We start from the raw sequence: 25,525 nt of genomic DNA, 5'->3' as shown, positions 1-25,525 counted from the left end.
TGTGGCTGCTGCTGGTTGGGCGCCAGGTAGCCGCGCCACCTGCCGGAGTGGATGAGGGTGCCGACCAGCAGATGCGCGGTCTTGCCCCACCCCCAATGCTCGGGCGGGTCGGGGAGCTCGACCCAGTCCCATTGGGTCTCCTCACCCGGCGGATGCTCGATCACCCCCGCGGGACGGCCTTTCACCCCGGCACACGACTCGCAGTGCGGACGCAGGTTCCTGCTGCGGATCTGGCGGGTGAACGTCGGATACGACCGGTCGTAGCCGAGCCCGGTCACCTGGTCGAACAACGTCACCGCCCACAGATGCGGATCCTCACGGAGCCGCTCACGGACGTATTCGACGAACGGCTCGAACGGATCGTCCTCGGCGGGCTTGCGCACGCCGGCGACCCGCTCACCGGCCAGATAGGCGCGGATGGTCTTGCGGTCCCGACCCAGATGCCGGGCGATCGCGGAGATCGTCCAACCCCGCCGGTGCAACGCGTGCGCGTCGATGTCTTCCTCCCGTGTCAGCATGGGAAGCGAGGGCTCCTTCGATAGACGGCGTGTGGTCAGAGACCGCCGTCTTCGAAGGAGCCCCACCCGCTTCCGGATGGAGCCACAGGGTGGGGAATTTCAGTGAGCAGAACTGGGGAGGTTCAGACGAGCGCCGTCAACGACGCTTCATCAGTGCCCTGGCCCTAGGGAGTTGCGGTGTCGCCGACGACCACCCCGTCAGCGCTACGGAGGCCTTGCGATCGCTAAACCGTGCGCCCGTCGGTGCTTCTTGTACTCCCACCGGCTGTAGATCACAGACGGGTTGTCCACCTGGACTGTTGACGGAAGAGACTCGTGAGCCGCTCGGGTCCGAAGCTGGCGGTCGGGTGCTCTATTCGAAGCTGCGGTCGGACCGATCGGGAAACCTTCACCTCGTCGAAACGGCGCCGCCCCGGGGCTGCAACCTACCCGCGGCATGCTGCCAGTCGGCCGTGCCGGCGAAAGGGTGAACGCCTTGTTATGGAAAGTACGCACGACTCTGGCAGACCGACCGGGAGCGTTGGCGGCGTTGGCAGGTCGCTGCGGGGAGAACGGCGTGAACATATTGAGCCTGCAGATCTTCCCGCACCTCGGCAGTGTCACCGACGAGGTGCTGCTGTCTGTCCCCGGCAACTGGGACGCAGAGGAGGTAAGGGCCTTGGTTGCGGCCTCTGGTGGGGATCTGGTGGCCGTGGGCCGCTGTTCAGAGCGCGATCTCGTCGACGCGCCAACGAAGTATCTTCGGACCGCGCTGCAGCTCCTCGACAGGCCGTACGCCCTGGCCGAGGCGTTGGGGGAGTTACTCGGTGTCGATGGCTCAGCACAGGGCGGCGATGAGGAGGACGTTCTCAGTGTGGAGGTCGAAGGGTCCAGCGCCGAAGTGAAACGCCCAGTCCCGTTCACCGAGGTCGAGCGTGCTCGGGCGGCTGTGCTGACGGAGTTCGCTCGGTGGGCGTTGAGTCGTTCCGAGCCGGATGGCGACATCGTTGACGCTCCCTGCCCGGTCAGCCCGTTGGGAGCCACGGCGACCGTGCGACGCGCGGGGCCGTCGGATGCGACGGTGGTACGTCGGTTGCACGAGCGTTGCTCGACTGAGACGCTGTCGCGCCGCTTCCACTCGCCGACCACCCGATTGTCCCGGCGGTGGGAGCGACGACTTCTCGAGCCCGATGGGGGAGCGTCGTTCGTTGCCGCTGTGGGGGACGAGGTCGTGGGGATGGTCGTCATCGCGCCGTACGAGGACGATGTCGTGGAAGTAGGGGTCCTCGTGGAGGACGGATGGCAACGGAAGGGCATCGGCTCGACCTTGTTGCACGCGGCTGCCACTCATGCCGCCGGGCTTCAGAAGACGGCCATGTTTGCGATCATGGAGCCGGACAACCGGGCGTTGTTGCCGACGATTCGGCGCTGCGGTCTGCAGTGCCACGTCCGAACCGTGGATGGCACCGCGCACGTCACGATTCCGCTCACGAGGTTCACCGGAGACGCTCGCAACACGAGAGCCGAACCGGCCGCGCCGCGGTACACCGCGGAGACCAGTGACCCACCCGTTGCGGTCAGGATCGGCTGAGCTGGACTGCCCCAAAGCCTCCATCAGACCCAGGTTGCCACAGAGTTCAACTGGTGGGCTCCGTGAGCGCGTGGAGCTTCTCCGCGGCGTGCTCCATGAAGCCCAGGTGCCCCTCCCCGCAGCGCAGCACGAGTTGGGCGTCGGGGATGTGGTCGCGCAACCACTCTGCTGTCCCTGGGGGGACGAACAGGTCCTCATTGCCGTACCAGAGCAGGACCGGGCAGTTGAGGCTGGCGGGGTCGACCTCCCACGGGCCTACCCAGGCGACGTTGTCCCACTCCGCACCGGTTGCGCCTTGTCTCAGCGCCTCTTGCATGCTGGTTGCGAACGCGGTGGATAGCCGTTCGTCGCTCATCAGCTCGCGGTCGCGCGCTGAGAGAAAGTTCTCAAAGCTACTCGCCAGCTCGGCTATGACGGTCTCGCGGACCATCTGACAAGAGGTTCGAAGCCGTCGGCAAAGCGACGCGCCGCGTCGACCGGGGCATCGGGTAGCAGAGCGAGCGCCGCCGTGTCGTTGTCGTCCAGCATGTCCACCGCGCTTAGAACCAGCTCGAACGGAGCGGCGCCAGCGACCCGCGTGACGCGGTCTCCAGGACACAACCTGCCGCCAGGGCGAAAGGTCCTCCACCTGATTGCCCCAGTGTGGCAAACCTGTCGATCCCCAGTTAATCGGCCACTCTCGCCGCGTCCCGCGCTATCGAAGCCAGCCCGAACCTCGCGGAGGGCGAAGCCCCGTACCCGGGTCTATCGAAGGAAATCAGGCGGACCCCCAGGTCAGCAGCGAGCTGATCGGCGAACGCCATGTCCAACCTGGGAGCCGGGGATGCCGTGGAAGTAGAGGACCGGACCGGACTACCTCGCGGGTCACCAACGTCGCGCACTCGCAGGCCTCGGTCACCGACCGAGACGTCCATCTCGACCATCGTCACAACGTACGTGCCGTGGTCTGCGTCCGGAGCCGAACCGGGGTCGGCAACCTCGCCGCCGAGTCATAGTGTGCCGACCATGAGCCCGTTGGAGACGTTGCAGCTCTGGTTCGCCACTTTCGCCGAGGACCCAGGAGCGGCCCGTGACCTGTGGGCCGAGGGCGCGACTCTCCACGCCGTCGACGGCGGATTCACTGGTGACTTTGACGATCTGCTCGCTTGGTACGCGCGGCGTCGCGACAACGAGGGCGCCGGATTTGCTTGGTACGTCCTGGACCATCTCGGCGGCGAGCGCTACGCCGCGGCTGTCATTCGAATGGTGTCCGACGCCCGGCCAGGTGGGTGGCAACAGAACGCTGTGTACGAGATAAGCGAGGGCAAGATCGGGCAGGTTTGGCTCCACGAATCCGAATCCGCCGAGTGATGCCAGTTCCCACTTCGGACCCTCCCGCTGCGCCGGTGAGCATCTGACGGTGGAATGTGGGAGAGGCGCGTCGCGAGGAAAGCAATCGGACGGAACGTGCTCGTGGCGTCACAGAGTCCTCAGGGCGGTGCCAGTGCTGGTGGAACCGGCACCGCGCTCGAACAGATGGCGCGGCCAGCAGTCCACTAAACCGTGCCCCTGCGCTGAATGATCTGGTGACAGCATGACCAAGTCGAGCGCGTGACCGCGCGGTCATCTCGGCCAAGACCGTGCACGTCCCCTTTGTAACCTTGGCGGTGGAGAACATCGGCAAGGGGAGTGCAGCAATTGGCTCCACCTTCTTGTTGAGCAACTCGGGAGTAGAACCCCTTCGGCTACGTCCCGGGCGCTCGTCACGAGGGGCCGCTATGGAGCCGCGCGAGGCGTTATCGGTGGCGTGATGGCTACTGACAGGGACTCCTTCGCTTGGGTTTGTCGCGGTCCTCGGTGTCGGCTGAGCGCCCGGAGCTTGGTCAGGGCGGTCATTAATTACATCGATGGGATCCTTATTCCATTGGCCGGTCGAGCCCGTGATGACATCCACAACGGGAGGCACGCCCCTTGGGTGGTGTCAGCGGCCAGGGCGCGGTGCGTCGACTGACGCCGCTAGTCCGCAAAAAGTCCGCAAAAAGTTCAGCCGAGACCAAGAGAAGTCAACGACTGCCAACGACGACAAGTCCGCGTTTACGCAGGTCAGAGCCACTTTTCCAGCGAGATCCAACAACGGTCACTAGCAGCCAGATCCCCGCGGGAACGTTCCGCTTCAACGTGTGACTCGGCGCGTTTGCGCGGGCTAGTTTCTGCGGCCGTGCTGGTCGATCGCCCAACTGGTCACCTGCGTGCGAGAGGTGAAGCCCAGCTTGGTCAGAATGTTCTCGACGTGGGCCTCGGCCGTACGGCGTGAGATGACGAGGCGGGCGGCGATCTCCTTGTTGCTCAGCCCTTCGCCCAATAGTTGGGCGATCTCCCACTGCCGACGGGTCAGGCCGCCGGGGATCGTGGGGTGCACGTTGGGCAACGGGGTGGCGGACGGGCGAGCGGAGTCCTGACCCAGCGCCGCCGCCACGGCCTGGTCCAGCGGGTAAGCCGCGCCCTGTGCGAACGCCGCCTCGAAACGGTGGTCACCGATCGCCGACCGCAGCCGCTCTTCTGCGCGCCGGTCGAACTCGCGATAGACCGCCTGCGAGACATTCCCACCGATGGCGCGCCAGACCGCCTCTGCAGCTCCGAGCAGATGGGCAGCGTGCTCGTCGGGCGGAAGAAGCAGCACACCAGGACAGGCCCTGGACACAGACGCTGACGCCGTCGAGGTTCCGCATGGGCAGGAACATTCCGATGCCGTCCCGCAGTGACCGGTCGGCGTCCTGGTATCGGCCGGCGCGCCACTGGGCCAGACCCAGGTCCCACAATGCCCAGCCCTTCGAGGCTTCTGCCCCGTGGTCCTCAGCCAGCTCCACGGCCTTCCGGCCAAGGTCTTCGGCGCGCGGATCGCCCACGAACATCATGGCCAAGCAGAGGAGATTCACGTCGCGCCACTCATCCCTGGGCTGGCCGAGCCGCCGGGCGTCATCGAGAGCCGCCTCCAGCAGCGGCACGGCCTCGGCCGGGTGACCGCTGTGCAGCAGCGCGTGTCCTTGGCACTGCTTGACCCGGGACGCGAGCAGTTCGTCGTCGAGCTGTTCTGCGATCTCGCCGCTCTCAGCCAGGAGGGCCAGTGCTCGGTCGAACTCGCTGAGACGGATCGCCAGGTTGCTCGCCGCGAACAGCCCGTACCCACGGCTGCGGGTGGGTCCGGGCGCGAGGTCCAGTGCCCGCACCAGATACAGCAATCCCTCCTGGAGATGGCCGGCGTGCCACCAGGGCCAGAGCGGTGCCGCGATGTCCAGAGCGGCGTCGGCCTCTCCCGGATGGCAGAGGCAGAACTCGATGGCGGCGCGGATGTTGTCGTGCTCCCGGCGCAGCCGGAGGTACCACTCGCCCTGGTGCGAGGTGAAGTACTCCCTGTCGAACCGGTTGGCCAGGCTCCGGTAGTGGTCCCGGTGCCGGAGGTGGATCGCGTCGACCTGCGCCGACGGCAGCCGTCGAGCGCCGTACTCGCGGATCGTCTCCAGCATCCGGTACCAGGAGTCTCCGTGCTCCATGTCGTGCTGGCGGACGACGATCGACTTGCCGACCAGCCCGGCCAGCAGCTCGAGCACGTCTTCGCGGGGCACGCCGTCGCCCGCACTGATCTCCTCGGCCGCCTCCAGGTCGAACCCGCTCGAGAAGATCGACAGGCGCGTCCACAGCAGCTGCTCCTCGGGCGAGCAGAGGTCGAAGCTCCAAGCGACTGCCGCGTCGAGCGCCTGATGTCGGGCAGGGCCGGTGCGGCGCCCAGTCGTGAGCAGCTGGAAGCGGTCCTCCAGCCGGTCCAGGATCTGCGCCGGCGACAGTGCTCGCAGCCAGACCGCGGCGAGCTCGAGGGCGAGCGGCAGCCCGTCCAGCCGCTGGCACAGCTCGATGACCGCCCCCCGGTTCTCCTCGGTGATCTGGAACTGGGGATCCACCGCCCTAGCCCGCTCCACGAGGAGAGTCACCGCCTCATAGTGCGGAGCCTCGCCGATGGGCACCGCGGCATCCTCCGGGATGGACAGCGGTGGCACCGCGAGGACCTGTTCGCCCTCGACATCGAGCACGTGCCGACTGGTCGCCAGCACCCGAAGGCCTGGTGCCTCAGCAAGCAGCTTGCTCACCACGACCGCGCAGGCCTCGGTCAGATGCTCGCAGCTGTCGAGCACGACAAGCAGCTGCTTCTCCTGCAGGTGATCGGTCAGGTCGGCCAGCGGGTTTCCGGACACGTGACGTAGGTCGAGTGCGGTCGCGATCGTGTGCGGCAGCAGCTGAGGGTCTCTCAGCGCCGCGAGCTCGATGAACCACGCCCCGTCGGGAAAGGCACGCTGTGTCTCCGTGGCTGTCCGCAGTGCGAGCCGGGTCTTGCCGGCACCGCCCATGCCGGTGAGCGTCAGCAGCCGACTGCTGGACAGCAGGCGGCGGATCTCTGCCAACTGCTGGCGCCGTCCGACGAAGCTGGTCAGCTCCGCAGGCAATGCCCGGTGCGTTTCCGACTTCACTTCACACCCATTGCCCATCGCTTCTGTCCGGGACGTCTTCGGAGTAGGACTGCGCCATTTTCGAGCCTGCGTGCCGACCACCGGCGTGTCAATGCCCGAAGGACCTGGCACAGCGGCGACACCTCTGCCGCGCATGGCTAGATTGTTGACAATCGACGACGATGGACGTATTGTCGACAATCGACCAGAGCGGTAACCGAGGCCGCTCGGGCGGAGCGTGAGGAGTAGCCGTGGCATTCGATGTGAAGCCGAAGTTCGTGACGTTCGACATGAACGGAACGCTGATCAAGTTCAGCATCAACGACGCCATGCGTGAGGTCCTGGGCGACCGGCTGCCAGCCGAGGTCGCCGAGGAGTACCTGCGGGTCTGCAAGGCCTACCGGATCGACGAGTGCACCGGCGCCTACCAACCCTTCCACCAGGTCGTCGCGCGGTCCATGGAGCGTGCGTCGCGGTGGGTGGGGCTGGAGTACCGCGAGGAGGAGGCGCGGGAGGTCTACGAGATCATCCCGACCTGGGGCCCGTACCCCGGTGTCACCGACGCGCTCAACCGCTTGGCGGAGGAGGTCCCGCTCGTCATCATCACCAACAGCGACACCGCGCACGCCGAGCGCCTCTCGAAGAACCTCGAGGCCCCGTTCGAGGTCGTCATCAGCGCCGAGGAGATGGGGGTCTACAAGCCCCGGCTCGCCGCGTTCGAGTACCTGTTCGACAAGCTGGACGTGAGGCCTGACGAGCTCGTCCACGTCTCCGCGAGCCCGATGTACGACCACCGGTCCGCGGCGACCATGGGCATCAAGAACAAGGTCTACGTCGACCGCGGCTTCGAGCATGACGAGCACTGGCTCGGCTACGAGCGGATCACCGACATCGCCGACCTCCCCGTCCTCTTCGGCCTGCCCCGTCCCTGACAGGACGAGCCGCAGGATGGACGCCATGTTCGAGTGGCACGAGAAGCGGACGACGACCCCGGACGGCGTCTACCGCGTGCTGCGTGCCGCCATCCTCGACGGGAGCGTGCCGCCGGGGGGACAGCTGCGCGAGGCGCACATCGCGGCGGACCTGGGGATCAGCCGATCACCCCTCCGAGAGGCGCTGACCCTGCTCGAGAACGAGGGGCTGGTCGTGAAGGTCCCCTTCCGCGGCGCGTTCGTCGCGGAGGTCAGCGCCGAGGAGGTCGCCGAGATCGCGTCGGTCCGGCTCCTGGTCGAGCCGTACGCCGGCGAGCTTGCTGCCGACGCGCTGCGCGGGGCCGAACGGCACCGGTTGGTGAAGGCGACCGAAGACCTGCGCCGAACGACGGACGAGGACGACATCCCGGCCAGCATCGATGCACACCTGCAGTTCCACCGGCTGTTCTACGACCTGTCCGGACACGGGGTGCTGCGGGAACTCTGGGGCGGCTGGGAAACCAAGCTCCGCCTCTACCTCTCGGTCGACCATCGCTCCTACGACGACCTCCACGAGATCGCCGACGATCACGAGCGGCTGGCGGCGGTCGCACTCGAGGGGGACGTCGAGGCGTTCCGGCGGGAGCTGGCCGCCCACTTCCAGTCGGCCCTGAGTGCCGGCCCCCCCGACAAGGAGACCTAGATCAGATGACCGACCTGCACACCCGGGGTGGCTCGGCTGCCGAGCGGCTCGACGCCCTCGGCCTGGAGCTGCCCCACATCCCCGACAACGCGCACTACGTGCACCATCGGAGGGTCGACTCGAGCGTGCACGTGGCGGGTCAGCTGCCCTACCGGGACGGCGAGCTGCTGGGCCAGGGCGTCCTGGGTCGCGACGTCGACCTCGAGACCGGTCGTGAGCTGGCGCGCCACGCCGCCCTCAACTGCCTGGCGGTCGCCGCGGACGCCGTGGGCGGCCTCGACCGGGTCCGGATCGTGCAGATGCTGGTCTTCGTCGCCAGCACGCCCGACTTCGGCCTGCAGTCGAAGGTCGCCGACGCGGCCAGCGACCTCCTCGTCGAGGTGCTCGGTGAGAACGGTCGGCACGCGCGGACCGCGATCGGCGTGGCGAGCCTGCCGGTGAACACCCCGGTTGAGATCCAGATGATCTGCACGGCGGTCTAGGCCACCATGAACCGGCTCCAACGAGTGCTGGACGACCTGGCCGGCCGAGTGGACACCCCCATGCCGATCGTCGTGGCGGACGTGATGCAGCGCAACATCGAGCGCATGCAGGCCTTCGCCGCCGAGCAGAGCCTCGACGTGCGGCCGCACGTCAAGACGCACAAGTGCATCGAGATCGGACGCCTCCAGGTCGAGGCGGGGGCGGTGGGGATCACCGCCGGCAACGTCGGTGAGGCGGAGGTGTTCGCCGGCGCCGGCTTCGACGACATCTTCCTCGCCTACCCGGTCTGGCCCTCGGGGACCAAGGGCGAGCGGATCCGGCGGCTGGCGCAGACCACGCGGCTTCGCGTCGGCGTCGACAACGCCGCGGCCATCGACGCTCTCGCCGACGCGATGGGCGGCGAGCCGGACCGGCTCCAGGTGGTCGTCGAGGTCGACTGCGGCGCTCGCCGCTCCGGCGCCCCGCCTGAGGTCGCCGGTGACCTGGCGCGTGCCGCGCGCAACCGAGGTCTGGTGCCCGTGGGGGTCTACACCTACCCCGGGCACGGCAGCGCCGGGCCTGACTCGCGGGAGCCGGCGGCGCAGGACCAGGAGGCCGCGCTCAGGGCGGCGGTCCGCAGCTGCGACGACGCCGGCATCGCCGCGGAGGTGGTCAGCGCGGGCTCGACGCCCACGGTCGCGTTCGCGACCGGCAGCGTCATCACCGAGATCCGCCCGGGCGAATACGTCTTCTGCGACCTCAACAACACCCGGCTCGGGGCGTGCGCGGAGGACGACATCGCGTTGTTCGTGGCCGCGACCGTGGTCAGCGACTGGGTCCCCGACCAGGCCATCCTCGACGTCGGCACCAAGGCCATGGGCCGTGAGGGCAACCCGGAGATCGGCTACGGCGGGATCGCGGGCAAGAAGGCCGTCCTGGCCAAGCTCAACGAGTACCACGGGTTCGTGGCGGTGCCGGCAGGGGAGGTGCGGCCCCGCGTGGGCACGGTCGTCCCGGTGGTGCCCAACCACGTCTGCCCGGTGGTGGCGAGCTTCGAGGAGCTGGTCGTGACCGACTCCGAGGGCACCACGCTGCAGCGGTGGCCGGTCGCGGCTCGCGGCCTGCTCAGCTGACGGGTCAGCCGGGCCCGATCCAGACCCACACCCCGATGAACCAGGAGAAGCTGAGATGAGACTCGACAAGAAGACCGCGCTGGTCACCGGCGCGACCAGCGGGATCGGAGAGGCGGTGACGTCCCACTTCCGCCGCGAAGGCGCGCGTCTGCTGCTCACCGGGCGCAGGGAGCACCTCGACAGTGCCGAGCCCGACGACGTATACGTCGCCGGCGACGCCAACGACGAGTCCTTCGTCTCCAGCCTGGCCCAGCAGGCGGCCGACACCTTCGGGTCCGTCGACGTGGTGGTCATCAACCACGGCCTGCAACGGAGCAGCCCCCTCGTCGACATGGCGTACGACGACGCGCGGGACGTGCTGCACAGCAACCTGCTCAGCGCGTTCCTGGTGATGAAGCACTTCGCCCCGCTGATGCCCGCAGCCGGCGGTTCCATCGTCTGCGTGGGCTCGCGGCTCGGGATGGTCGGCAAGCCGGAGGAGGTGCTGTACTCCGCGGCCAAGGGTGGCCTGATCATGCTCGCCAAGGGCGCGGCGATCGAGTGGGCTCCCCGCAACATCCGCGTCAACGTGGTTGCGCCCGGCCTGACCACCACGCCGGTCATCGAAGCGTCCTTCCAGCGCCGGCCGGACCCCGAGGCCTACCGCCGCGAGCGCGAGGCACAGATCCCTCTCCAGCGCCTGGCGACCCCGGAAGAGGTGGCCGACGCGGTCCTCTTCCTCGCCTCGCCGGAGTCGACGTACATCACCGGCGCGGTCCTGCCCGTCGACGGCGGCTACACCGCCTTCTGAGTTCCGATCCCGAAGAGCAGAGAGGCAACTGCGATGGCTCGAGTCGAGCGACCGAAGGGCGGACCGGACGGTGCGACCGCGCCGCCCCCCGCACCCGACAACCCGTGGGCACGGAGCCTGTGGCTCGAGGGAGTCGTCCAGGACCTGACGCCGAGGGAGCGCCTGTCGGGCGACCACACGTGCGACGTCGCGATCGTCGGCGCCGGGTTCGGGGGGCTGTGGACGGCGTACTACCTCAAGAAAGCCGACCCCTCCCTGCGGGTCACCGTTGTCGAGGCCGAGATCGCGGGCTTCGGCGCCGCGGGTCGTAACGGCGGCTTCGTGTCTGCCGGCATCGCCGGCAGCGCCGCGCGCTACGCCCGGCGTAGCGGTTGGGACAGCGTCCTTCGCGCCGAGCGCGAGGTCCACCACGGGATCGACGAGATCGGTCGCGTCGTGGCGTTGGAAGGGATCGACTGCGGCTACAACAAGGCGGGGGCTCTCACGGTGGCGACCACCGAGCCGCAGCTGCAGCGTCTCCGCGCCAGGGTCGAGGCGAAGCACCGTTCCGGGCTCGGTCCCGAGGACATCAGGCTCCTCACCGCCGACGAGTCCGCCGACCTCGTCCGCGGGCCGGAGGGTCTTCTCGGTGCGTCGTTCACGCCGCACTGTGCTCGCGTCGATCCCGCTCGGCTGGCTCGCGGGCTGGCCACGGCTTGTGAGCGTCTGGGTGTCAAGATCTATGAGCAGAGCCCGGCTGAGCACCTGGGCCCGAACGTGGTCCAGTGCAGCGACGGCCGGATCTCGGCCGATGTCGTGGTCCGGGCGACGGAGTCCTACACGATTCGCGAGCGGGGCCAGCGTCGCAGGTTCCTGCCGCTCTACTCCCTGGTGATCGCTACCGAACCCCTTCCCCAGCAGGCCTGGGACGAGCTCGGGTGGCGGGACGGCCTCGGGTTCGCAGACCTCGGGCACCTCTACTACTACGCCCAGCGGTCGGTCGACGGACGGATCGTGGTCGGCGGCCGAGGTGCGCCGTACCGACTCACCAGACCCATCTCCCCCGAGAACGAGCAGGACGCCCACGTCTACGAGCGGCTGGTCCAGACCCTGCGAGCAGCCATTCCTGCTGCAGCGGATGCGCGGATCACCCATCACTGGGGCGGCCCCCTGGCGGTACCACGCGACTGGTGCATGACGACGACCTTCGACCGCGCTACGGGACTCGGATTCGTGGGTGCCTTCGGCGGCCACGGGGTCACCGCAGCCAACATCTCGGGCCGCACGATGCGCGACCTGGTCCTGGGCCGCAGCACCGACCTGACATCGCTTCCGTGGGTCGGGCACCGCACCCGGAACTGGGAGCCCGAGCCGCTCCGGTTCATCGCCTCGAGGCTCATCCACAAGACGCTCGCGTCGGCCGACGCCTATGAGGAGCGCACGGGGAAGCAGGCGAAGCGAGTGCGTCTGGTGGCGCCGTTCCTGCCGCCCAGCTAGCCGGCCCGGCACGCTGCAGTCGAGGAAGGATCGCCGAAGGGCACTGGTTCGCGCGCGTCCCGACGGCGTCGTCGCAGCAGGGTTCTTGCCACGAGGACGACCGGCACCGCGACGAGGACCGACCCCGCGACGTGCAGCGTGTTCTCCGCGCCGAGCACAGCGATGACGGCGCCGCCGGTGAGCATCCCCACCGACGAGCCACCACTCCCGGCCACGTGCTGGGCCGCGAAGGCGGTACGGCGCTCCTCGCCGCTCGTGTGCTCGGTGATCACTGCGTTCAGTGCGGCCAGCCCGAAGGGAGTCACGAAGCCGCCGACCGCCGAGACCACCGCCAGGGCCGGCAGGGAGCCGTCCAGCCACGGCAGGGCCGCGAACATGAGGCCCAGCACGACCCACCCGGTGACCATCGTCGGCACGCGCGGCAGGCGCGTCACCATCAACGGGACCGTCGCCGATCCCGCCAGCGAGCCGACGCCGTACCCGGCCATCCCGGCCGCGACCAGCTGTCCCGGCCGGCCCGTCTCGGCGCCGAGGATGGCGAGGCCGAGCGCGAACGCGAACCACCAGTACCAGCCCACCGCGGCCATCGCGATGCCGTCGGCGACGACGGGGTGGGCGCGCAGGACCTCCCGCGCCCGGCGCGGCACCGCACCGGCAGAGGCCCGCCGTACGCCGTACTGTCCGACCCTCGCCACGAGCACAGCCGCCAGCAGCACAGCGATCGTGTCCGCCCACATGAGCGGCATCGCCCCGTGCCGGGTGACGACCCAGGCGGCGACGGGCGGACCGGCCACCATGCTGATCCGGTGGGCGAGGTCTTGCCAGGCCAGGGCGCGGACCGCGACACCGGGTCCGATGCGGTCTCCGAGGTCGGCGAGCATGGCGCGGGTCGCGGGACCTCCGACCGACGTCGCTGCGCCGACGACCAGGCCGCTGAGGCACAGGTGCGCAACGGTGAGGGAGTCGAGCGTCGCGGCGACGGCCACGGTGACGTAGCCGAGAGCCTGCAGGCCGAGGACCGCGGCCAGGGCCGGCCCGGCGGTCACCCGGTGGCGAAGGCGCGCCGCCCACCACGGCGAGGTGAGGAGCGAGATGCCCGAGCATCCGGCGACCAGGCCGGTGGCCCACACCGAGCCCGTCTGCTGCAGCGCGATCAGGGGCAGAGCGACCTCCGTGATCCGCAGGCCCATCCAGCTGACGAAGGTGGCCATCAGGATGCGCACCAGATCTCTCCTCATGCTCCAAGGCTCGGACAAGCAGGCAGCGGCCGGTAGCGAGCATCGCCGGGCAACCACTCATAGACTGGCCTTATGGATCCATATCCGGAGGTTGCGGACCTCCGCCTCGTCGACGCCGTCGGCCGGCACGGTTCACTCGGCGCGGCGGCGCGAGGGCTGCTGGTCAGCCAGCCGTCGGCCAGCCAGCGGCTGGCGGCCCTGGAGCGGCGGTGCGGCGTGCGGTTGTTCGACCGGGACACCACCGGAGCGCGCCCGACGCCCGCCGGCCGCGAGATGATGGTCCAGGCGAGGCACATCCTCGAGCACCTGGAGCGGGTCTTCGAACGCAGCAGGGCGGCAGCCGAGTCGGCGACCATCACGGTGGGCACCATCCCGAGCCTCGCGATGCTGGTCTTCCCTGCGCTGCACGTCGCTCTGCCCCACCTGCGCACCAGCCAGGTCGTCGACCACGGCCCCCGGCTCGTCGAGTGGGTGGCCGAGGGCTCGCTCGACGCGGCCTTCGTCGCCATCGCCGGGCAGATCGAGCTGCCGAAGGGCGTGACCGGCCGGCTCGTGGGAGTGGACCGGATCGGCGTCCTGGCACCCGCCACCTGCGACCTCCGCTCCACCGACCGTCGGCAGCTCGCCGGCAGGACCGTCGTCACCTACACCACCGACTACTCGGGGGAGGACCTCGACGAGCGCGTCGTCGCCCTCGGGGCCACGCCGTACCGCGCGGCGACGGCGGAGACCGCGGTGCGGCTCGGGCGCCTCCTCGGCCACCCGGTCGTCATGCCGCGGTCCCTGCTGCGGACCTATCTCGCCGAGGGCGACCGCGAGCTCACCACCCCTCGGTTCGGCGGGCCGCGACTGTCCGTGGTCACAAGGGTCCCCGCCCCGCCGTACTGGAGGAGCGCGGTGCCCGTCGTCGGCAAGGAGATGGGACTGTCCGGGGTCGCTCCGAGGTCGTGACCGCCCTACAAAGTTTCAGTTTCAAACGGGAACGAAATGCGTTATGGTGGGGCAGCGGCCGAGAGGGCCTGCCTCGACAACCACACCGATGGAAGGGCGCACCGCCATGACCACCCCCACGTTCCGCCCGAAGTACGTCTCCTTCGACTGCTACGGCACCCTGATCAGCTGGCCGATGACGCCCATCACCAAGGAGCTGGTCGGCGACCAGATCCCTGCCGAGCAGTGGGACCAGTTCGTCAGGGAGTTCCGCGGCTACCGCTACGACCAGGTGCTGGGTGAGTACTACCCCTACGAGCAGGTGCTGCAGGACGCCTTCGACCGGGTCTGCCGCAAGTGGGGGATCCAGTCCGACCCGACCGCGGGGAAGCGTTTCGCCGAAGGCGTGCGGAGCTGGGGGCCGCACCCGGACGTCCCGGCGCCGCTGAAGAAGATGGGCGAGAACTTCAAGCTGGTCATCCTCTCCAACGCCGACGGCTCCTTCCTCGAGGGGAGCGTGCCGCGGCTCGAGGCGGACTTCCACGCCGTCTACACCGCCGAGCAGGCGGGCTACTACAAGCCCCGGTACGCCGCGTTCGAGTACATGCTGGAGCAGCTGGACGCCAAGCCGGAGGACTTCGTGCACGTCTCCTCGCACACCCGCTACGACCCGCTGCCGATGCACGACATGGGCTTCCGCAACCTGGTGCTGCTGGACCGCGGCTACGACCCGGTGCCGCCGGGCTACGGCCTCACGGTGGTCAAGTCCCTCGACGAGCTCAACACGATGCTCGGTATCTGAGCCGGCAAGGAGCTCCCGATGCCTACCACCCTCAGTCGAGCGCTCGCCAGCTTCCCCAACCGGTTCGACCCCGGTGTGATGGGCGGACTTCCCGACCATCTCCAGGAGACCATCGAACGACGGAACGAGGTGCTCGGTCCCGGCTACATGCTGATGTACCGGGAACCTGTCGAGTTCGTCTCCGGTCGCGGAGCCCACCTGTTCGACCGTGACGGCAACGACTACCTCGACGCCTACAACAACGTCCCGTGCGTCGGGCACGCCCACCCCTACGTGGTCGAGGCGGTCTCCTGTCAGATGGCAGCCGTCAACACCAACACCCGCTACGTCCAGGAACCGCTGGTCGACTATGCAGAGCGGCTTCTCGAGACGTTCCCCGAGGAGCTGTCGAAGGTGAGCCTGGCGTGCAGCGGGTCCGAGGCCAACGACCTCGCGATGCGGGTGGCGAGGTTCCACACCGGTGCCGAGGGAGTCATCGTGACGCGCTGGGCCTACCACGGCATCACCCGTGAGGTCTCGAGCTTCTCGCCCACACTGGGCAAGGGTTCACCGCTGGGTCCGAACGTCCGGCTCATCGACCCTCCCGACCCGAGACTCGTCGCGCCCGGGTCCACGCTGGCCGAGCACATGCGCGACCAGGTGCGGGGCGCGATCGACGACCTCGAGCGCCACGGCTACCGGCTCGCGGCGCTGGTCACCGACTGCGCCTACAGCAGCGACGGCATCTTCACCGACCCGGTCGGGTACATGGCGGGCGTCCTGGAGGAGGTGCGTGCGGCCGGTGGTGTCTACATCGCGGACGAGGTGCAGTCCGGGTTCGCCCGGCTCGGGGACACCATGTGGGGCTTCAGCCGGCACGGCGTGGTGCCGGACATCGTCACCATGGGCAAGCCGATGGGCAACGGACTGCCGCTCTCGGGCGTGGTCTTCCGCCCCGAGGTCTGCGACGACTTCGGACAGAACGTCCGCTACTTCAACACCTTCGCCGGCAGCTCGATCCCGGTCGCGGCCGGGGCGGCGGTGCTCGACGTCTTCGAGGAGGAGAACGTGCAGCAGCGCGTCCTCGTGAACGGCAAGGCCCTGCGTGCCGGACTGGAGGAGATCACGCAGGCGTCGCCGTACGTCTCCGAGGTGCGCGGCAGCGGTCTGTACGTCGGCATCGAGATCGTCCGGGACCGCGAGACGCTCGACCCCGATCGCGCACGAGCCGAGGACATCATCAACGACCTGCGGGACCGTCGAGTCCTCATCAGCGGCACCGGCAAGGGCGCGAACGTCCTGAAGGTCCGTCCTCCGCTGGCCTTCAGCTCCGCCGACGTGACGCGGTTCCTGGAGACCTTCGCCGAGGTCGCGAAAGTCCGTCTGTAGCAGGGCTGAAGGGACTCACAGTGAATGCCTCACCGTCCTCGGGCCTCGCCCAGCGGCTCTTCGCCGGAAGCGGCTTGGCGTCCCCCCACGAGCCCGTCGACCCGGTGGTGGTGAGCGGCCTCCTGCACAGGCACTACCGCCTCGCCGGGCGTCTGCAGCCGGTGGCGACGGAGAAGGACGAGACGTTCCGGCTCAGGGCCGAGGAGACCCAGTTCCTCGTGAAGGTCTCGCCGCCCGACGAGGCTCCGGCGATCGTCGGGCTGCAGACCGCCGCGATGCGGTTCCTCGAGGACGCCGTCCCGGAGCTGCCCGTCCAACGGGTGAGGCTGACCGTCGAAGGACGCGACAACGTGGTCGTGGAGGACGACGGCAGCCTTCGGATCCTGCGGGTGTTCGAGTACGTCGAGGGCGCGCTCTGGGCCCAGGCGGACCCGGACGCCGGCCAGCTCGCGCAGGTGGGCGAGGTCCTCGGGCGCGTCGACGTGGCGCTCGAGGCGTTCGCGCACCCGGCGGACCGACGAGAGCTGATGTGGGACATCCGGCACTTCCACCACCTGACGGGGCTCGTCGAGCACACGCCGAGCGGCGAGCACCGCCGGCTGGCTGCAGAGGTCTTCCGGCTGTTCGAGGAAGCCGTCGTCCCCAGGGTCGACGACCTCGAGGCGCAGGTGATCCACGGCGACTACAGCCCCTACAACGTGGTCGTCGACGAGCAGAGCGACGACTACGTCGCCGGCGTCATCGACTTCGGCGACACCATGCGCAGTGCGCTGATCTTCGATCCCGCGGTGTCCCTGGCGAACCTCGTCGGCCGGACGCCGGACGAGCCCTGGTGGGAGGCCTGCGCCTTCGTCGCGGGCTATGAACGGGCCCGGCCGATCACGGACCGTGAGCTCCCGCTGCTGCCCGTGGCCGCGCTGGCACGACTCACCCTGCGCGCACTGATCACGAACTGGCGCGCGGAGCGCGTGCCAGGACGGCGCGACTACCTCCTGGCCCATGCCAAGGACGACTGGATCAACGTGGAGCGGGCCATCGCCGTACCGATGTCGGACGTCGTCGCGCAGCTCCGGGCGGGCCGTCGTGGCCACGGCTGAACGGCCCACCGTCGATAGGGTCGTCGGGTGACCAGCAACCCCACGTCGCGCGACTACAACAAGGCGTCGGTCCTCGATGTGGTGCTTTCCCGTGCCCCGCTGACACGCAACGAGCTCATCGAGCTGACCGGCTTGAGCAAGGCCACGGTGTCGCGAGCAGTGGAGGAGCTCCGGGCGGACGGCTTCGTCGTCGACGGGGGAGTGGACGAGGTCGCCGGCCGCGGCCGCCGGTCCACCTACCTAGACGTTCCGGGCACGACGGGACACGTCGTCGGCATCAGCTTCGGCGTGCAGAGCACCTGCGTCCTGGTGGCCGATCTCGTCGGTCGCGAGGTGCAGCACGTGCTGGTGCCCACCGGGGACCACCAAGGGATCAGCGAGGCCGCCCGCTGGCTGGTCGGCCTGGTGGCGGAAGCCGGCAGGTCCGCAGAGGGGCCGCTGCGCCAGGTGGTCGTTGCGATGCCCGGCCGTGTGCTGGCCGGCACGGAGTTCTTCGGTTCGGGGGAGGCGATGAAGGCCTTCGCGGGCTCCGGCCTCCAGCGAGCCCTCGCCGACCTGGTCGACGCGCCCGTGCGCCTCGACAGTGACGCCAACGCGTCCCTGCTCCGGATCCTCACCGAGGACGCCACTCTCCGCGATGCCGCGCTCTTCAGCCTGAGCAGCATCCTGAACTTCGCCAGCTGCACGGACCACGAGCTCGTCCGGGGACGCACGCCTGCCTTCGGCGACATCGGCGTGCTCTTCTCCGGGGTCGGCGACGAGCCCCTCGACGGCCTGTTGAGCACGAGCGGCCTGCTTCGGTTCGCGCGCGGGCGGGGGCTCCAGCTGGATCGCGTCGAGGACCTGTGGCTGCAACCGCAAGAGGAGGAGTCGCGCACCGAGGTGCTGGATGCGTTCGCCACGGCGGTGGCTACCGCTGTCAGTGCCGTAGCCGTGACGATGGATCCGGAGACGGTCTTCCTGGTGGGTCGACTGCAGCCGCTCGTCGACGAGGTCCTTCCCGACGTACGACGACGGCTGGACGACAGCCTTCCCTCGGCCCCGGAGGTGAAGGCGCCGACCCAGGTGCTCGGTCTGTCCGTGGCGCAGGGAGCGGTGTACGCCGGCCTGCGGGCGGCTCGGAACCGGCTGCGGGTCGCGGTGCTGGAATCGCGTCGCCAGAGCCGGCCTGCGGAACAGGCTGTGCCCGCCTTCTGAGACGGTGGCCGCGGACGACGCAGCGCCAGTCCGTGCTCAGGCCGAAGCAGCGACTTCCTCCACGACGGCTGCGTGGACGTGGAGCATCCGAGCGAAGAGGCCGTCTCCCCGGGTGAACTTCAGCGGGACCTCGCCGCCGGCGGCGACGGCGTCCTTGGTGCCGTCGAAGAAGGCGGGTCCCTGGTCGGGGGTCTTGTCGCTCTTGTCGTCGGGGTAGAGCGGGTTGATCGTGCTCTCGATCTTGGGCCAGAGCGCTCGGGCAGCCTCGGTGGACTCGAACTCCAGAATCAGCACCACGGTGTCGGGCAGCAGCTCGCCGGCGACCTCCTCGAGCACCGAGCCGCCGAGGTATCCGGGGTGGCCGTCGAGCGAGCGGAGCCACTCGCCGAGGTACTTCCTTGCTTCGTCCCCGTGGCCGGGCTTGGCGACGTTGATGAAGATGTCGCGGCGCTTGCGATCCATGTGCTTCCTCTCGTTCGGGTTGCGGCCTGGGCCGCAGGTGGGGGTGGACCGGCTCGGGCGAGGGATCTGGAGTCCCGCGCCCGGGCCGGGGCGTCAGACGTCGAGGAGTGCCGCGAGGCCGGCGATGTCGGAGACCTCGTGGTAGCCGTAGTAGGGCGTGCTGGGTTCGTAGCCCCGGTTGACGTAGACCTTGTTGCTCACCCGCAGGTCGTGGGCCGGCATCAGGTCGTAGCGCAGGCTGGAGGAGACGTGCAGGATGTCCTGCGGCCCGACGCCGAGCTGGTCGAGCATGTACTCGAACGCCTGGAGCCGGGGCTTGTAGGCTTGCGCCTGCTCGGCGGTGTAGACGGCATGGAACGGCGCGCCGAGCTTGTCGACGTTGCTCTGGATCTGCTCGTCGGCAGCGTTGCAGAGGATGACCAGCGGATACCGCTCCGCCAGGGCGGCCAGCGGCTCCGGTACGTCGGGGTGCGGGCCCCAGGACGGCACCGACTCGTAGATCGCCCTTCCGTCGCTGTCGCGGTGCTCGATCCCCCACAGCTTCGCGGTCCGAGCCAGGGCGTCGTTGATCACCTGGTGGTACGGCTTGTAGGCGCCGAGGACCTCGTCGATCCGGAATGCCTCGAAGTCGTCGAGGAAGTCCTCCATCCGCTCCGCCGGCACGCGGTCTGCGACCAGCTCGCGGGTCACCGCGGACATCCCGAACGCGGTCAGGGTGCCGTAGCAGTCGAAGGTGATGAACTTCGGTTCGAAGTCGAGCATGTGCGAAGTACTCCTTGGTCCTCGTCGGTTTCTCTCGTTGGTCGGTCAGGACCGGTGGGCTGCCTGGCGGCTGAGGTACTCCTGGCGTGCCGCCGCACTGGTGTGGTGGTGGGTCAGCTCGTGCAGCTCCGGGGGCTCGACACCGTCGACGACGGGGTTGACGTGGATGACGACGTTCTCGACGTGGGCGACCGTGTGCAGCACGTTGTGCTCGATCTTCTCGGCGAGCGCGTGGCTCTCCAGGACGGTGAGCCGGGAGTCCACGGCGACGTTGGCGTCAGCCTCGAGACGGTGACCGCTCCAGCGGGCACGGACCCGTCCAACGCTGATGACGCCCGGAGTGGAGGTGATGACCTCGGTCAGCTGGTCGATGACATCGTCGTCGACGCCGTCCATCAGCCGGCGGCCCGTGGTCCGCACGGAGCTGACGAGGATCCACAGGATCGCGGCCGCGATGAGGAATCCGATGATGGCGTCGGCCTGCTCGAAACCGAGCCACACGCCGATCACTCCGACGACGACCGCGATCGAGGTGAAGCCGTCGGCGCGGGCGTGCTGGCCCTCGGCGATGAGCGCGGCGGAGCCGATCCGCTTCCCGGCGCGGATCCGGTAGACGGCGACCAGCTCGTTGCCGCCGGCGCCGACCAGGCCGGCAGCGAATACCCACCACAGGTTGGTGAGCTCACGCGGGTTCACCAGTGCGTTGACGGACTCCCAGATGATCAGCCCTGCGGACAGGGCGATGATGAGTGAGATGAAGAGACCGACCAGGTCCTCGGCGCGACGGTAGCCGTAGCTGTACTTCTTGGTCGCGGCGCGCTGTCCGATCCGGAACGCGATGATCAGCGGGATCGTGGTGGCCGCGTGACCCACGTTGTGCAGGGTGTCGGCCAGCAGGGCGATCGATCCGGAGATCGCGACGATGAAGACCTGCAGGATCGCGGTGGCGCCCATGCCGGCCAGGCCGATCCAGGCCGCCCGGATGCCCTCGTTGCTGGACTCCTCGGCCGACTGGATGGCCTCGTTGGAGTCGTGGGAGTGGGGCACCACGATGTGCTTGATCTTCGCCCACACGCCCGACCCGTGGTCGTGGTCACCGTGGTCTCCGTGGCCGTGGCCGTGGCCGTGCCCGTGGCCATGCCCGTGGTCGTGTGCTGCGTTGCTCATGTCGCTCTCTCTTTGCTCGTGAAGCTCAGGTGACGGGTCGGAGCCGGTTACTGGTCGGCTCTGCGAAGCTCACTGACGTCCGCCTTGGCCCGGTGGTGCTCGGGGATGCCCCCCGCGCTGTGCTCCGCGTGGTAGATCGCGTCCTCCACCAGCTGCCGAACGTGGGAGTTGTCGATCCGGTAGAAGATCTGGTTCGCCTGGCGGCGCGTTCGCACGAGCCGCGCCAGCCGCAGCTTGGCCAGGTGCTGGGAGACGCCCGCCGGCGCCTTCTTCACCGCTTCGGCGAGCTCGTTGACCGACCGCTCGCCGTCGAGCAGGGCCCACAGGAGCCTGACGCGGGTGGAGTCCGACAGCATCCGGAAGATCTCGACCGCGAGGTCGACCTTCTCCTGCTCAGGCATTGCCTCATGTGGTTGCGAATCTGCGCGCATACGTAGATAGTAACCGCACAAGGTGGACTGACGCAAGATTGTTGACAATCGTCAATCTGCAGACCTACGCTTGCCCGTATGACCCAGCCCACATTCCGCCCCAAGTACGTCTCCTTCGACTGCTACGGCACCCTGATCAGCTGGCCGATGACCCCCATCACCAAGGAGCTCGTCGGCGACCAGATCCCTGCCGAGCAGTGGGACCAGTTCGTCAAGGAGTTCCGCGGCTACCGCTACGACCAGGTCTGCGGTGAGTACTACCCCTACGAGCAGGTGCTCCAGGACTCCTTCGACCGGATCTGCCGCAAGTGGGGGATCGAGTCCGACCCCGCCGCGGGGAAGCGTTTCGCCGAGGGCGTGCGGAGCTGGGGCCCGCACCCGGACGTGGTCGCGCCGCTGAAGAAGATGGGCGAGCACTACAAGCTGGTGATCCTCTCCAACGCCGACGACTCCTTCCTCGCCGAGAGCGTGCCGCGGCTCGAGGCGGACTTCCACGCCGTCTACACCGCCGAGCAGGCCGGCTACTACAAGCCCCGCTACGGCGCGTTCGAGTACATGCTCGAGCAGCTGGACGCCAAGCCCGAGGACTTCGTGCACGTCTCGTCGCACACCCGCTACGACCCGCTGCCGATGCACGACATGGGCTTCCGCAACCTCGTGCTGCTGGACCGCGGCTACGACCCGGTCCCGCCGGGCTACGACCTCACGGTGGTCAAGTCCCTCGACGAGCTCAACACCCTGCTCGGCATCTGACCGCTTCCCGCCGCCCGCCTCGCACGGGCAGGCGCTGACGCCTGCCCGGCGTCGTGAAGAACCGCCCTGTGCAGGGCGGCCAGGAATCTCCCCGTCGATGGCGGCTCCTCCGGAGTCTCTGCCGGCAACTGATGAACATCCCTATGCCCAAAACCAGGAGGCACAAGAGCATGAACAAGTTGAGAGCTACCGCGGCGGCAGGCCTCGGATCGCTGCTGCTGATCGCGGCCAGCGCGTGTGGCGGTACCGCGTCGTCGAGCGACGAGGCATCGGGTGCGAAGGGCAGCTTCGAGGACATCTCGGCGGAGGTGAAGCCTGATGACGCGGCGATCGCTCTGCTGCCGGCGGACATCAAGGAGGCCGGCGTGATCACCATGGCGGCTGACCTGCACTACCCGCCCACGTCCTTCCTCGCCGAGGACCAGAAGACGCCGATCGGCTACAACGTCGACATCGCCACGCTTCTCGCGCAGGTGCTCGGGCTCGAGGTCGAGGTCAAGAACGTCACCTGGGACGGCGTGATCCCGGGGATCGCGGCCGGCCGCTACGACTTCACCGCCACCAACATGACTCCCACGCCGGAGCGGCTCGAGGTCCTGGACATGATCACCTACTGGGCGCCCGGGTCGTCCCTGATCGTGCAGAAGGGCAACCCCGAGGACCTGAGCATCGCCGACGAGTCCATCTGCGGCAAGAAGATCGCCGTGATGACGGGCAGCTCGCAGCAGCAGGACTACCTCCCCCTCATCTCCGAGGACTGCGAGGCCGCCGGCGAGGAGCCGGTCGAGGGCGTGAACCTCGGCAACGTCGAGAGTGCGTTGACGCAGCTCTCGTCGAAGCGGCTGGACGGCGTCTTCTCCGACACCTCGCAGCTGGCGTGGGCGGCGCAGCAGCAGCCTGAGGCGTTCGAGCTGCTCTCGCCGCAGTACGTGAAGGAAGTGGGCGACGACACCGCCGCCCTGGGGCTGCCCAAGGACTCGCCGCTCACCGAGGCGCTCCACGCCGCGATGCAGGTGCTCATGGACTCCCCGGCCTACCAGGCGACCCTGGACCGCTGGGGTCTGGGCGCCGGCGCGATCTCCGAGTCGCAGATCTTGAGGTGACCCATGACCTCCACGACAGAACCGACCCGTACCGACCGCCATAAACCGGACGGACACGAGGACGCCGCAACGAAGCCTCGGGTGCACCGGCGCGGAACGCTCGAGTACGTCGCCTGGGCCGTCTGTGTCCTCGTGACGATCGGGGTGACCCGCACTCTCGTCACGAACGAGAACTACCAGTGGGACGTCGTGGCGCAGTACCTCACTGCGCCGTCGATCATCCGGGGCCTGGTCCTGACCGTCGTCCTCACCTTCGCGGCGATGTTCTTCGGAAGCGTGCTGGGCGTGGTCATCGCGGTCCTGCGGGTCTCTCCGCTCAGGCCGGTCCGCATCTTGGCCGGCGCCTACCTCACGTTCTTCCGAGGTACGCCGGTGCTGGTGCAGCTGATCTTCTGGTTCAACATCGCCGCGCTCTACCCGGAGCTCGCGATCGGGATCCCCTTCACCGACATCTCGCAGGACATCGACGTCAACCGACTGATCAGCGCGACGACGGCGGCGGTGCTGGGACTGTCCCTCAACCAGGCCGCCTACCAGGCCGAGATCGTCCGGGGTGGGTTCGCGTCGGTGGACAAGGGACAGATCGAGGCTGCCGACGCCCTGGGCATGAGCCGGCTGACGAAGCTGAGGCGGATCACCATCCCCCAGGCCATGCCCACGATCGTCCCGGCGACGGGCAACCAGTTCATCGGGATGTTCAAGGAGACGTCACTGGTCAGCGTGCTGGGGGTCGCGGAGCTGCTGCAGAGCGTGCAGCTCGTCTACGCCCGCACGTACCAGACCATCCCGCTCCTCCTGGTGGCCTGTGTCTGGTACCTGGTCATGACGGTGCTCCTGAGCTATCCGCAGTCGCTGATCGAGAAGAGGTTCTCTCGCACCAGGGCCCGGGTCGGCAACGACCCTGTCCCCTCGCAGATCGGACTCATAGGTGATGCCAAGTGAACGGTGACGGAACAGTATTCGCGCGCGGTCTGCGCAAGAGCTTCGGCGACCGGGTGGTGCTCGACAGCATCGACCTGGACGTCGTCTGCGGCCAGATCGTCTGTGTCATCGGGCCGAGCGGGTCCGGCAAGTCCACCTTGCTCCGCTGCATCAACGGGCTGGAGGAGGTCGACCGCGGAGTCCTGCGCGTCAACGGCGAGGACCTCGGATTCCGGGAGACGGCGACGTCGTACCGCGCCAGGAAGCGCAAGGAGGTCGCGGCGCAACGGTCTCGGATCGGCATGGTGTTCCAGTCGTTCAACCTCTTCCCCAACATGACGGCGCGACAGAACGTCATGTCGGGACCGGTGCTCGTCAAGGGCAAGCCGAAGGCAGAGGCCGCACGGCGTGCGGACGCGCTGCTGGCAAGCGTCGGGCTCGAGGGGCACGGCGGCCACTACCCGTGGCAGCTCTCCGGAGGTCAGCAACAGCGAGTGGCGATCGCGCGCTCGCTCGCGATGGACCCCAACGTCATGCTCTTCGACGAACCCACCAGCGCCCTCGACCCGGAGCGGGTCGGGGAGGTGCTCGCCGTCATGAAGGACCTGGCCGAGCGCGGCATGACCATGCTCATCGCCACCCATGAGATGGGCTTCGCCAAGGAGGTCGCCGACACCGTGATGTTCATGGACGGCGGGCTGGTGGTCGAGCAGGGAGCCCCCAAGGACGTCCTGTGCAACCCGAAGGAGCGAAGGACCCAGAAGTTCCTCGAGTCGGTGCTGTGACCCCCGAGCGGGTCGCCGCGCGCGGCCCACGATGACGTAGCTGTAGATGACAAGAATCCACCAAGTCGAAGGACATGCTCATGAAGTTCACCCCTTACTGGCTCGACACTGCTCCGCAGGGGCCTGATCGGTCGCGGACCGAGGTCGGTGGTCGGGCCGAGGTGGCGGTGGTGGGTGCGGGTCTGACCGGCCTGTCCGCGGCGCTGCACCTGGCTCGGAAGGGTGCGAGTGTGGAGGTCTTCGAGGCCGAGTCGGTGGGCTGGGGGGCCTCGGGCCGTAACGGCGGGATGGCGACCACGGGGCTCTCGATCGGGTTCCGGACCGCGATCGAGCGGTACGGCCTGGAGGCGGCGAAGGCCTACTTCTTGGCCTATGACGACGCGATCGACACGGTGGAGAAGCTGGTGGGCGAGGAGGGCATCGACTGTGACTTCGCCCGTACCGGGAAGCTGACCCTGGCGGCCAAGC

27 protein-coding genes are annotated in these 25,525 nt (G+C 68.6%); 19 read left to right on the top strand and 8 right to left on the bottom strand.

The genetic code is table 11. From position 1 onward, the window contains the following. Nucleotides 1–305: 305 nt before the first annotated feature. Nucleotides 306–542: a hypothetical protein gene (locus tag D0Z08_RS32625; RefSeq protein ID WP_220454131.1), complete on the top strand. Its 237-nt coding sequence runs from the start codon at nt 306–308 to the stop codon at nt 540–542. A 412-nt stretch (nt 543–954) separates the two neighbouring features. After that, nucleotides 955–2,088: a GNAT family N-acetyltransferase gene (locus D0Z08_RS10140; RefSeq protein ID WP_118925132.1), complete on the top strand. Its 1,134-nt coding sequence runs from the start codon at nt 955–957 to the stop codon at nt 2,086–2,088. A gap of 46 nt (nt 2,089–2,134) precedes the next feature. On the opposite strand, the gene D0Z08_RS10135 is transcribed toward D0Z08_RS10140, so the two are convergent. Beyond that, the gene (locus tag D0Z08_RS10135) at nt 2,135–2,518 is read right to left on the bottom strand and encodes an alpha/beta fold hydrolase (protein ID WP_118925131.1); all 384 of its coding nucleotides are present in this window, start codon (nt 2,516–2,518) and stop codon (nt 2,135–2,137) included. A 575-nt stretch (nt 2,519–3,093) separates the two neighbouring features. Here D0Z08_RS10135 and D0Z08_RS10130 point away from each other — a divergent pair. After that, on the top strand, nt 3,094–3,438 hold the full coding sequence (locus D0Z08_RS10130; RefSeq protein ID WP_147381390.1) for a nuclear transport factor 2 family protein: 345 nt from the start codon (nt 3,094–3,096) through the stop codon (nt 3,436–3,438). Nucleotides 3,439–4,270: 832 nt separating this feature from the next. On the opposite strand, the gene D0Z08_RS32065 is transcribed toward D0Z08_RS10130, so the two are convergent. After that, nucleotides 4,271–4,543 (bottom strand): response regulator transcription factor, encoded by a 273-nt coding sequence (locus D0Z08_RS32065; RefSeq protein WP_182481259.1) that lies wholly within the window; start codon nt 4,541–4,543, stop codon nt 4,271–4,273. A gap of 55 nt (nt 4,544–4,598) precedes the next feature. After that, nucleotides 4,599–6,587: an ATP-binding protein gene (locus D0Z08_RS32060; RefSeq protein WP_182481258.1), complete on the bottom strand. Its 1,989-nt coding sequence runs from the start codon at nt 6,585–6,587 to the stop codon at nt 4,599–4,601. Nucleotides 6,588–6,817: 230 nt separating this feature from the next. Between D0Z08_RS32060 and D0Z08_RS10115 the strand changes: the two genes are divergently transcribed. From D0Z08_RS10115 to D0Z08_RS10090, 6 genes are read left to right on the top strand one after another with little or no spacing between them, the layout of a single operon-like run. Beyond that, nucleotides 6,818–7,498, top strand: a complete 681-nt coding sequence (locus D0Z08_RS10115; RefSeq protein WP_118925127.1) for a haloacid dehalogenase type II — start codon at nt 6,818–6,820, stop codon at nt 7,496–7,498. A 25-nt stretch (nt 7,499–7,523) separates the two neighbouring features. Beyond that, nucleotides 7,524–8,180, top strand: coding sequence for a GntR family transcriptional regulator (locus D0Z08_RS10110; RefSeq protein WP_220454130.1), 657 nt, complete (start codon nt 7,524–7,526; stop codon nt 8,178–8,180). Nucleotides 8,181–8,185: 5 nt separating this feature from the next. Next, the gene (locus D0Z08_RS10105; protein WP_118925125.1) at nt 8,186–8,662 is read left to right on the top strand and encodes a RidA family protein; all 477 of its coding nucleotides are present in this window, start codon (nt 8,186–8,188) and stop codon (nt 8,660–8,662) included. A gap of 60 nt (nt 8,663–8,722) precedes the next feature. After that, entirely contained in the window at nt 8,723–9,775 is a 1,053-nt protein-coding gene (locus D0Z08_RS10100) for an alanine racemase (protein ID WP_220454129.1), read from the top strand. Between the two features lie 55 nt (nt 9,776–9,830). Next, nucleotides 9,831–10,565, top strand: coding sequence for an SDR family NAD(P)-dependent oxidoreductase (locus tag D0Z08_RS10095; protein ID WP_118925123.1), 735 nt, complete (start codon nt 9,831–9,833; stop codon nt 10,563–10,565). Between the two features lie 33 nt (nt 10,566–10,598). Beyond that, nucleotides 10,599–12,041, top strand: a complete 1,443-nt coding sequence (locus D0Z08_RS10090; protein ID WP_118925122.1) for an NAD(P)/FAD-dependent oxidoreductase — start codon at nt 10,599–10,601, stop codon at nt 12,039–12,041. Here D0Z08_RS10090 and D0Z08_RS10085 read toward each other — a convergent pair. Further along, a complete protein-coding gene (locus D0Z08_RS10085) occupies nt 12,038–13,279 on the bottom strand; it encodes an MFS transporter (RefSeq protein ID WP_220454128.1) in 1,242 nt (413 codons plus the stop codon). The two genes, D0Z08_RS10090 and D0Z08_RS10085, sit on opposite strands and share 4 nt — an antisense overlap. A gap of 72 nt (nt 13,280–13,351) precedes the next feature. Between D0Z08_RS10085 and D0Z08_RS10080 the strand changes: the two genes are divergently transcribed. From D0Z08_RS10080 to D0Z08_RS10060, 5 genes are all read left to right on the top strand, one after another. Then, nucleotides 13,352–14,230 (top strand): LysR family transcriptional regulator, encoded by an 879-nt coding sequence (locus D0Z08_RS10080; protein WP_118925121.1) that lies wholly within the window; start codon nt 13,352–13,354, stop codon nt 14,228–14,230. Between the two features lie 106 nt (nt 14,231–14,336). Beyond that, nucleotides 14,337–15,011, top strand: coding sequence for a haloacid dehalogenase type II (locus D0Z08_RS10075; RefSeq protein WP_118925120.1), 675 nt, complete (start codon nt 14,337–14,339; stop codon nt 15,009–15,011). 18 nt (nt 15,012–15,029) lie between these two features. After that, a complete protein-coding gene (locus tag D0Z08_RS10070; RefSeq protein ID WP_118925119.1) occupies nt 15,030–16,379 on the top strand; it encodes an aspartate aminotransferase family protein in 1,350 nt (449 codons plus the stop codon). Nucleotides 16,380–16,399: 20 nt separating this feature from the next. Next, complete coding sequence (locus tag D0Z08_RS10065) at nt 16,400–17,476, top strand: phosphotransferase (RefSeq protein WP_220454127.1); 1,077 nt, start codon at nt 16,400–16,402, stop codon at nt 17,474–17,476. 27 nt (nt 17,477–17,503) lie between these two features. Further along, the gene (locus tag D0Z08_RS10060; RefSeq protein WP_118925118.1) at nt 17,504–18,673 is read left to right on the top strand and encodes an ROK family transcriptional regulator; all 1,170 of its coding nucleotides are present in this window, start codon (nt 17,504–17,506) and stop codon (nt 18,671–18,673) included. A gap of 36 nt (nt 18,674–18,709) precedes the next feature. Here the strand turns inward: D0Z08_RS10060 and D0Z08_RS10055 are convergent, their stop codons facing one another. The 4 genes from D0Z08_RS10055 to D0Z08_RS10040 all read right to left on the bottom strand — a co-directional run bounded on the left by D0Z08_RS10055 (nt 18,710) and on the right by D0Z08_RS10040 (nt 21,465). Then, on the bottom strand, nt 18,710–19,135 hold the full coding sequence (locus D0Z08_RS10055) for an antibiotic biosynthesis monooxygenase family protein (RefSeq protein WP_118925117.1): 426 nt from the start codon (nt 19,133–19,135) through the stop codon (nt 18,710–18,712). A gap of 93 nt (nt 19,136–19,228) precedes the next feature. Continuing rightward, on the bottom strand, nt 19,229–19,897 hold the full coding sequence (locus tag D0Z08_RS10050; protein ID WP_118925116.1) for a haloacid dehalogenase type II: 669 nt from the start codon (nt 19,895–19,897) through the stop codon (nt 19,229–19,231). Nucleotides 19,898–19,942: 45 nt separating this feature from the next. Then, complete coding sequence (locus tag D0Z08_RS10045) at nt 19,943–21,064, bottom strand: cation diffusion facilitator family transporter (RefSeq protein WP_118925115.1); 1,122 nt, start codon at nt 21,062–21,064, stop codon at nt 19,943–19,945. A 47-nt stretch (nt 21,065–21,111) separates the two neighbouring features. Continuing rightward, the gene (locus D0Z08_RS10040) at nt 21,112–21,465 is read right to left on the bottom strand and encodes an ArsR/SmtB family transcription factor (RefSeq protein WP_281271721.1); all 354 of its coding nucleotides are present in this window, start codon (nt 21,463–21,465) and stop codon (nt 21,112–21,114) included. 108 nt (nt 21,466–21,573) lie between these two features. On the opposite strand from D0Z08_RS10040, the gene D0Z08_RS10035 reads away from it, so the two are divergent. From D0Z08_RS10035 to D0Z08_RS10015, 5 genes are all read left to right on the top strand, one after another. Beyond that, complete coding sequence (locus D0Z08_RS10035) at nt 21,574–22,248, top strand: haloacid dehalogenase type II (protein WP_118925114.1); 675 nt, start codon at nt 21,574–21,576, stop codon at nt 22,246–22,248. 170 nt (nt 22,249–22,418) lie between these two features. After that, nucleotides 22,419–23,351 (top strand): ABC transporter substrate-binding protein, encoded by a 933-nt coding sequence (locus D0Z08_RS10030; RefSeq protein WP_118925113.1) that lies wholly within the window; start codon nt 22,419–22,421, stop codon nt 23,349–23,351. A gap of 3 nt (nt 23,352–23,354) precedes the next feature. Beyond that, nucleotides 23,355–24,293: an amino acid ABC transporter permease gene (locus D0Z08_RS10025; protein WP_118925112.1), complete on the top strand. Its 939-nt coding sequence runs from the start codon at nt 23,355–23,357 to the stop codon at nt 24,291–24,293. Further along, nucleotides 24,290–25,057 (top strand): amino acid ABC transporter ATP-binding protein, encoded by a 768-nt coding sequence (locus tag D0Z08_RS10020; protein ID WP_118925111.1) that lies wholly within the window; start codon nt 24,290–24,292, stop codon nt 25,055–25,057. Before D0Z08_RS10025 ends, D0Z08_RS10020 begins: the two co-directional genes overlap by 4 nt. Nucleotides 25,058–25,137: 80 nt before the next feature. Beyond that, nucleotides 25,138–25,525, top strand: a 388-nt coding sequence (locus tag D0Z08_RS10015; RefSeq protein WP_147381388.1) for an NAD(P)/FAD-dependent oxidoreductase, incomplete at its 3' end; no start/stop codon positions are given.

It is taken from the genome of Nocardioides immobilis (assembly GCF_003515065.1).
Lineage (GTDB): Bacteria > Actinomycetota > Actinomycetes > Propionibacteriales > Nocardioidaceae > Nocardioides > Nocardioides immobilis.
Note: the sequence above shows the minus strand (reverse complement) of the source record. Positions and strands in the feature narration are given on the sequence as shown.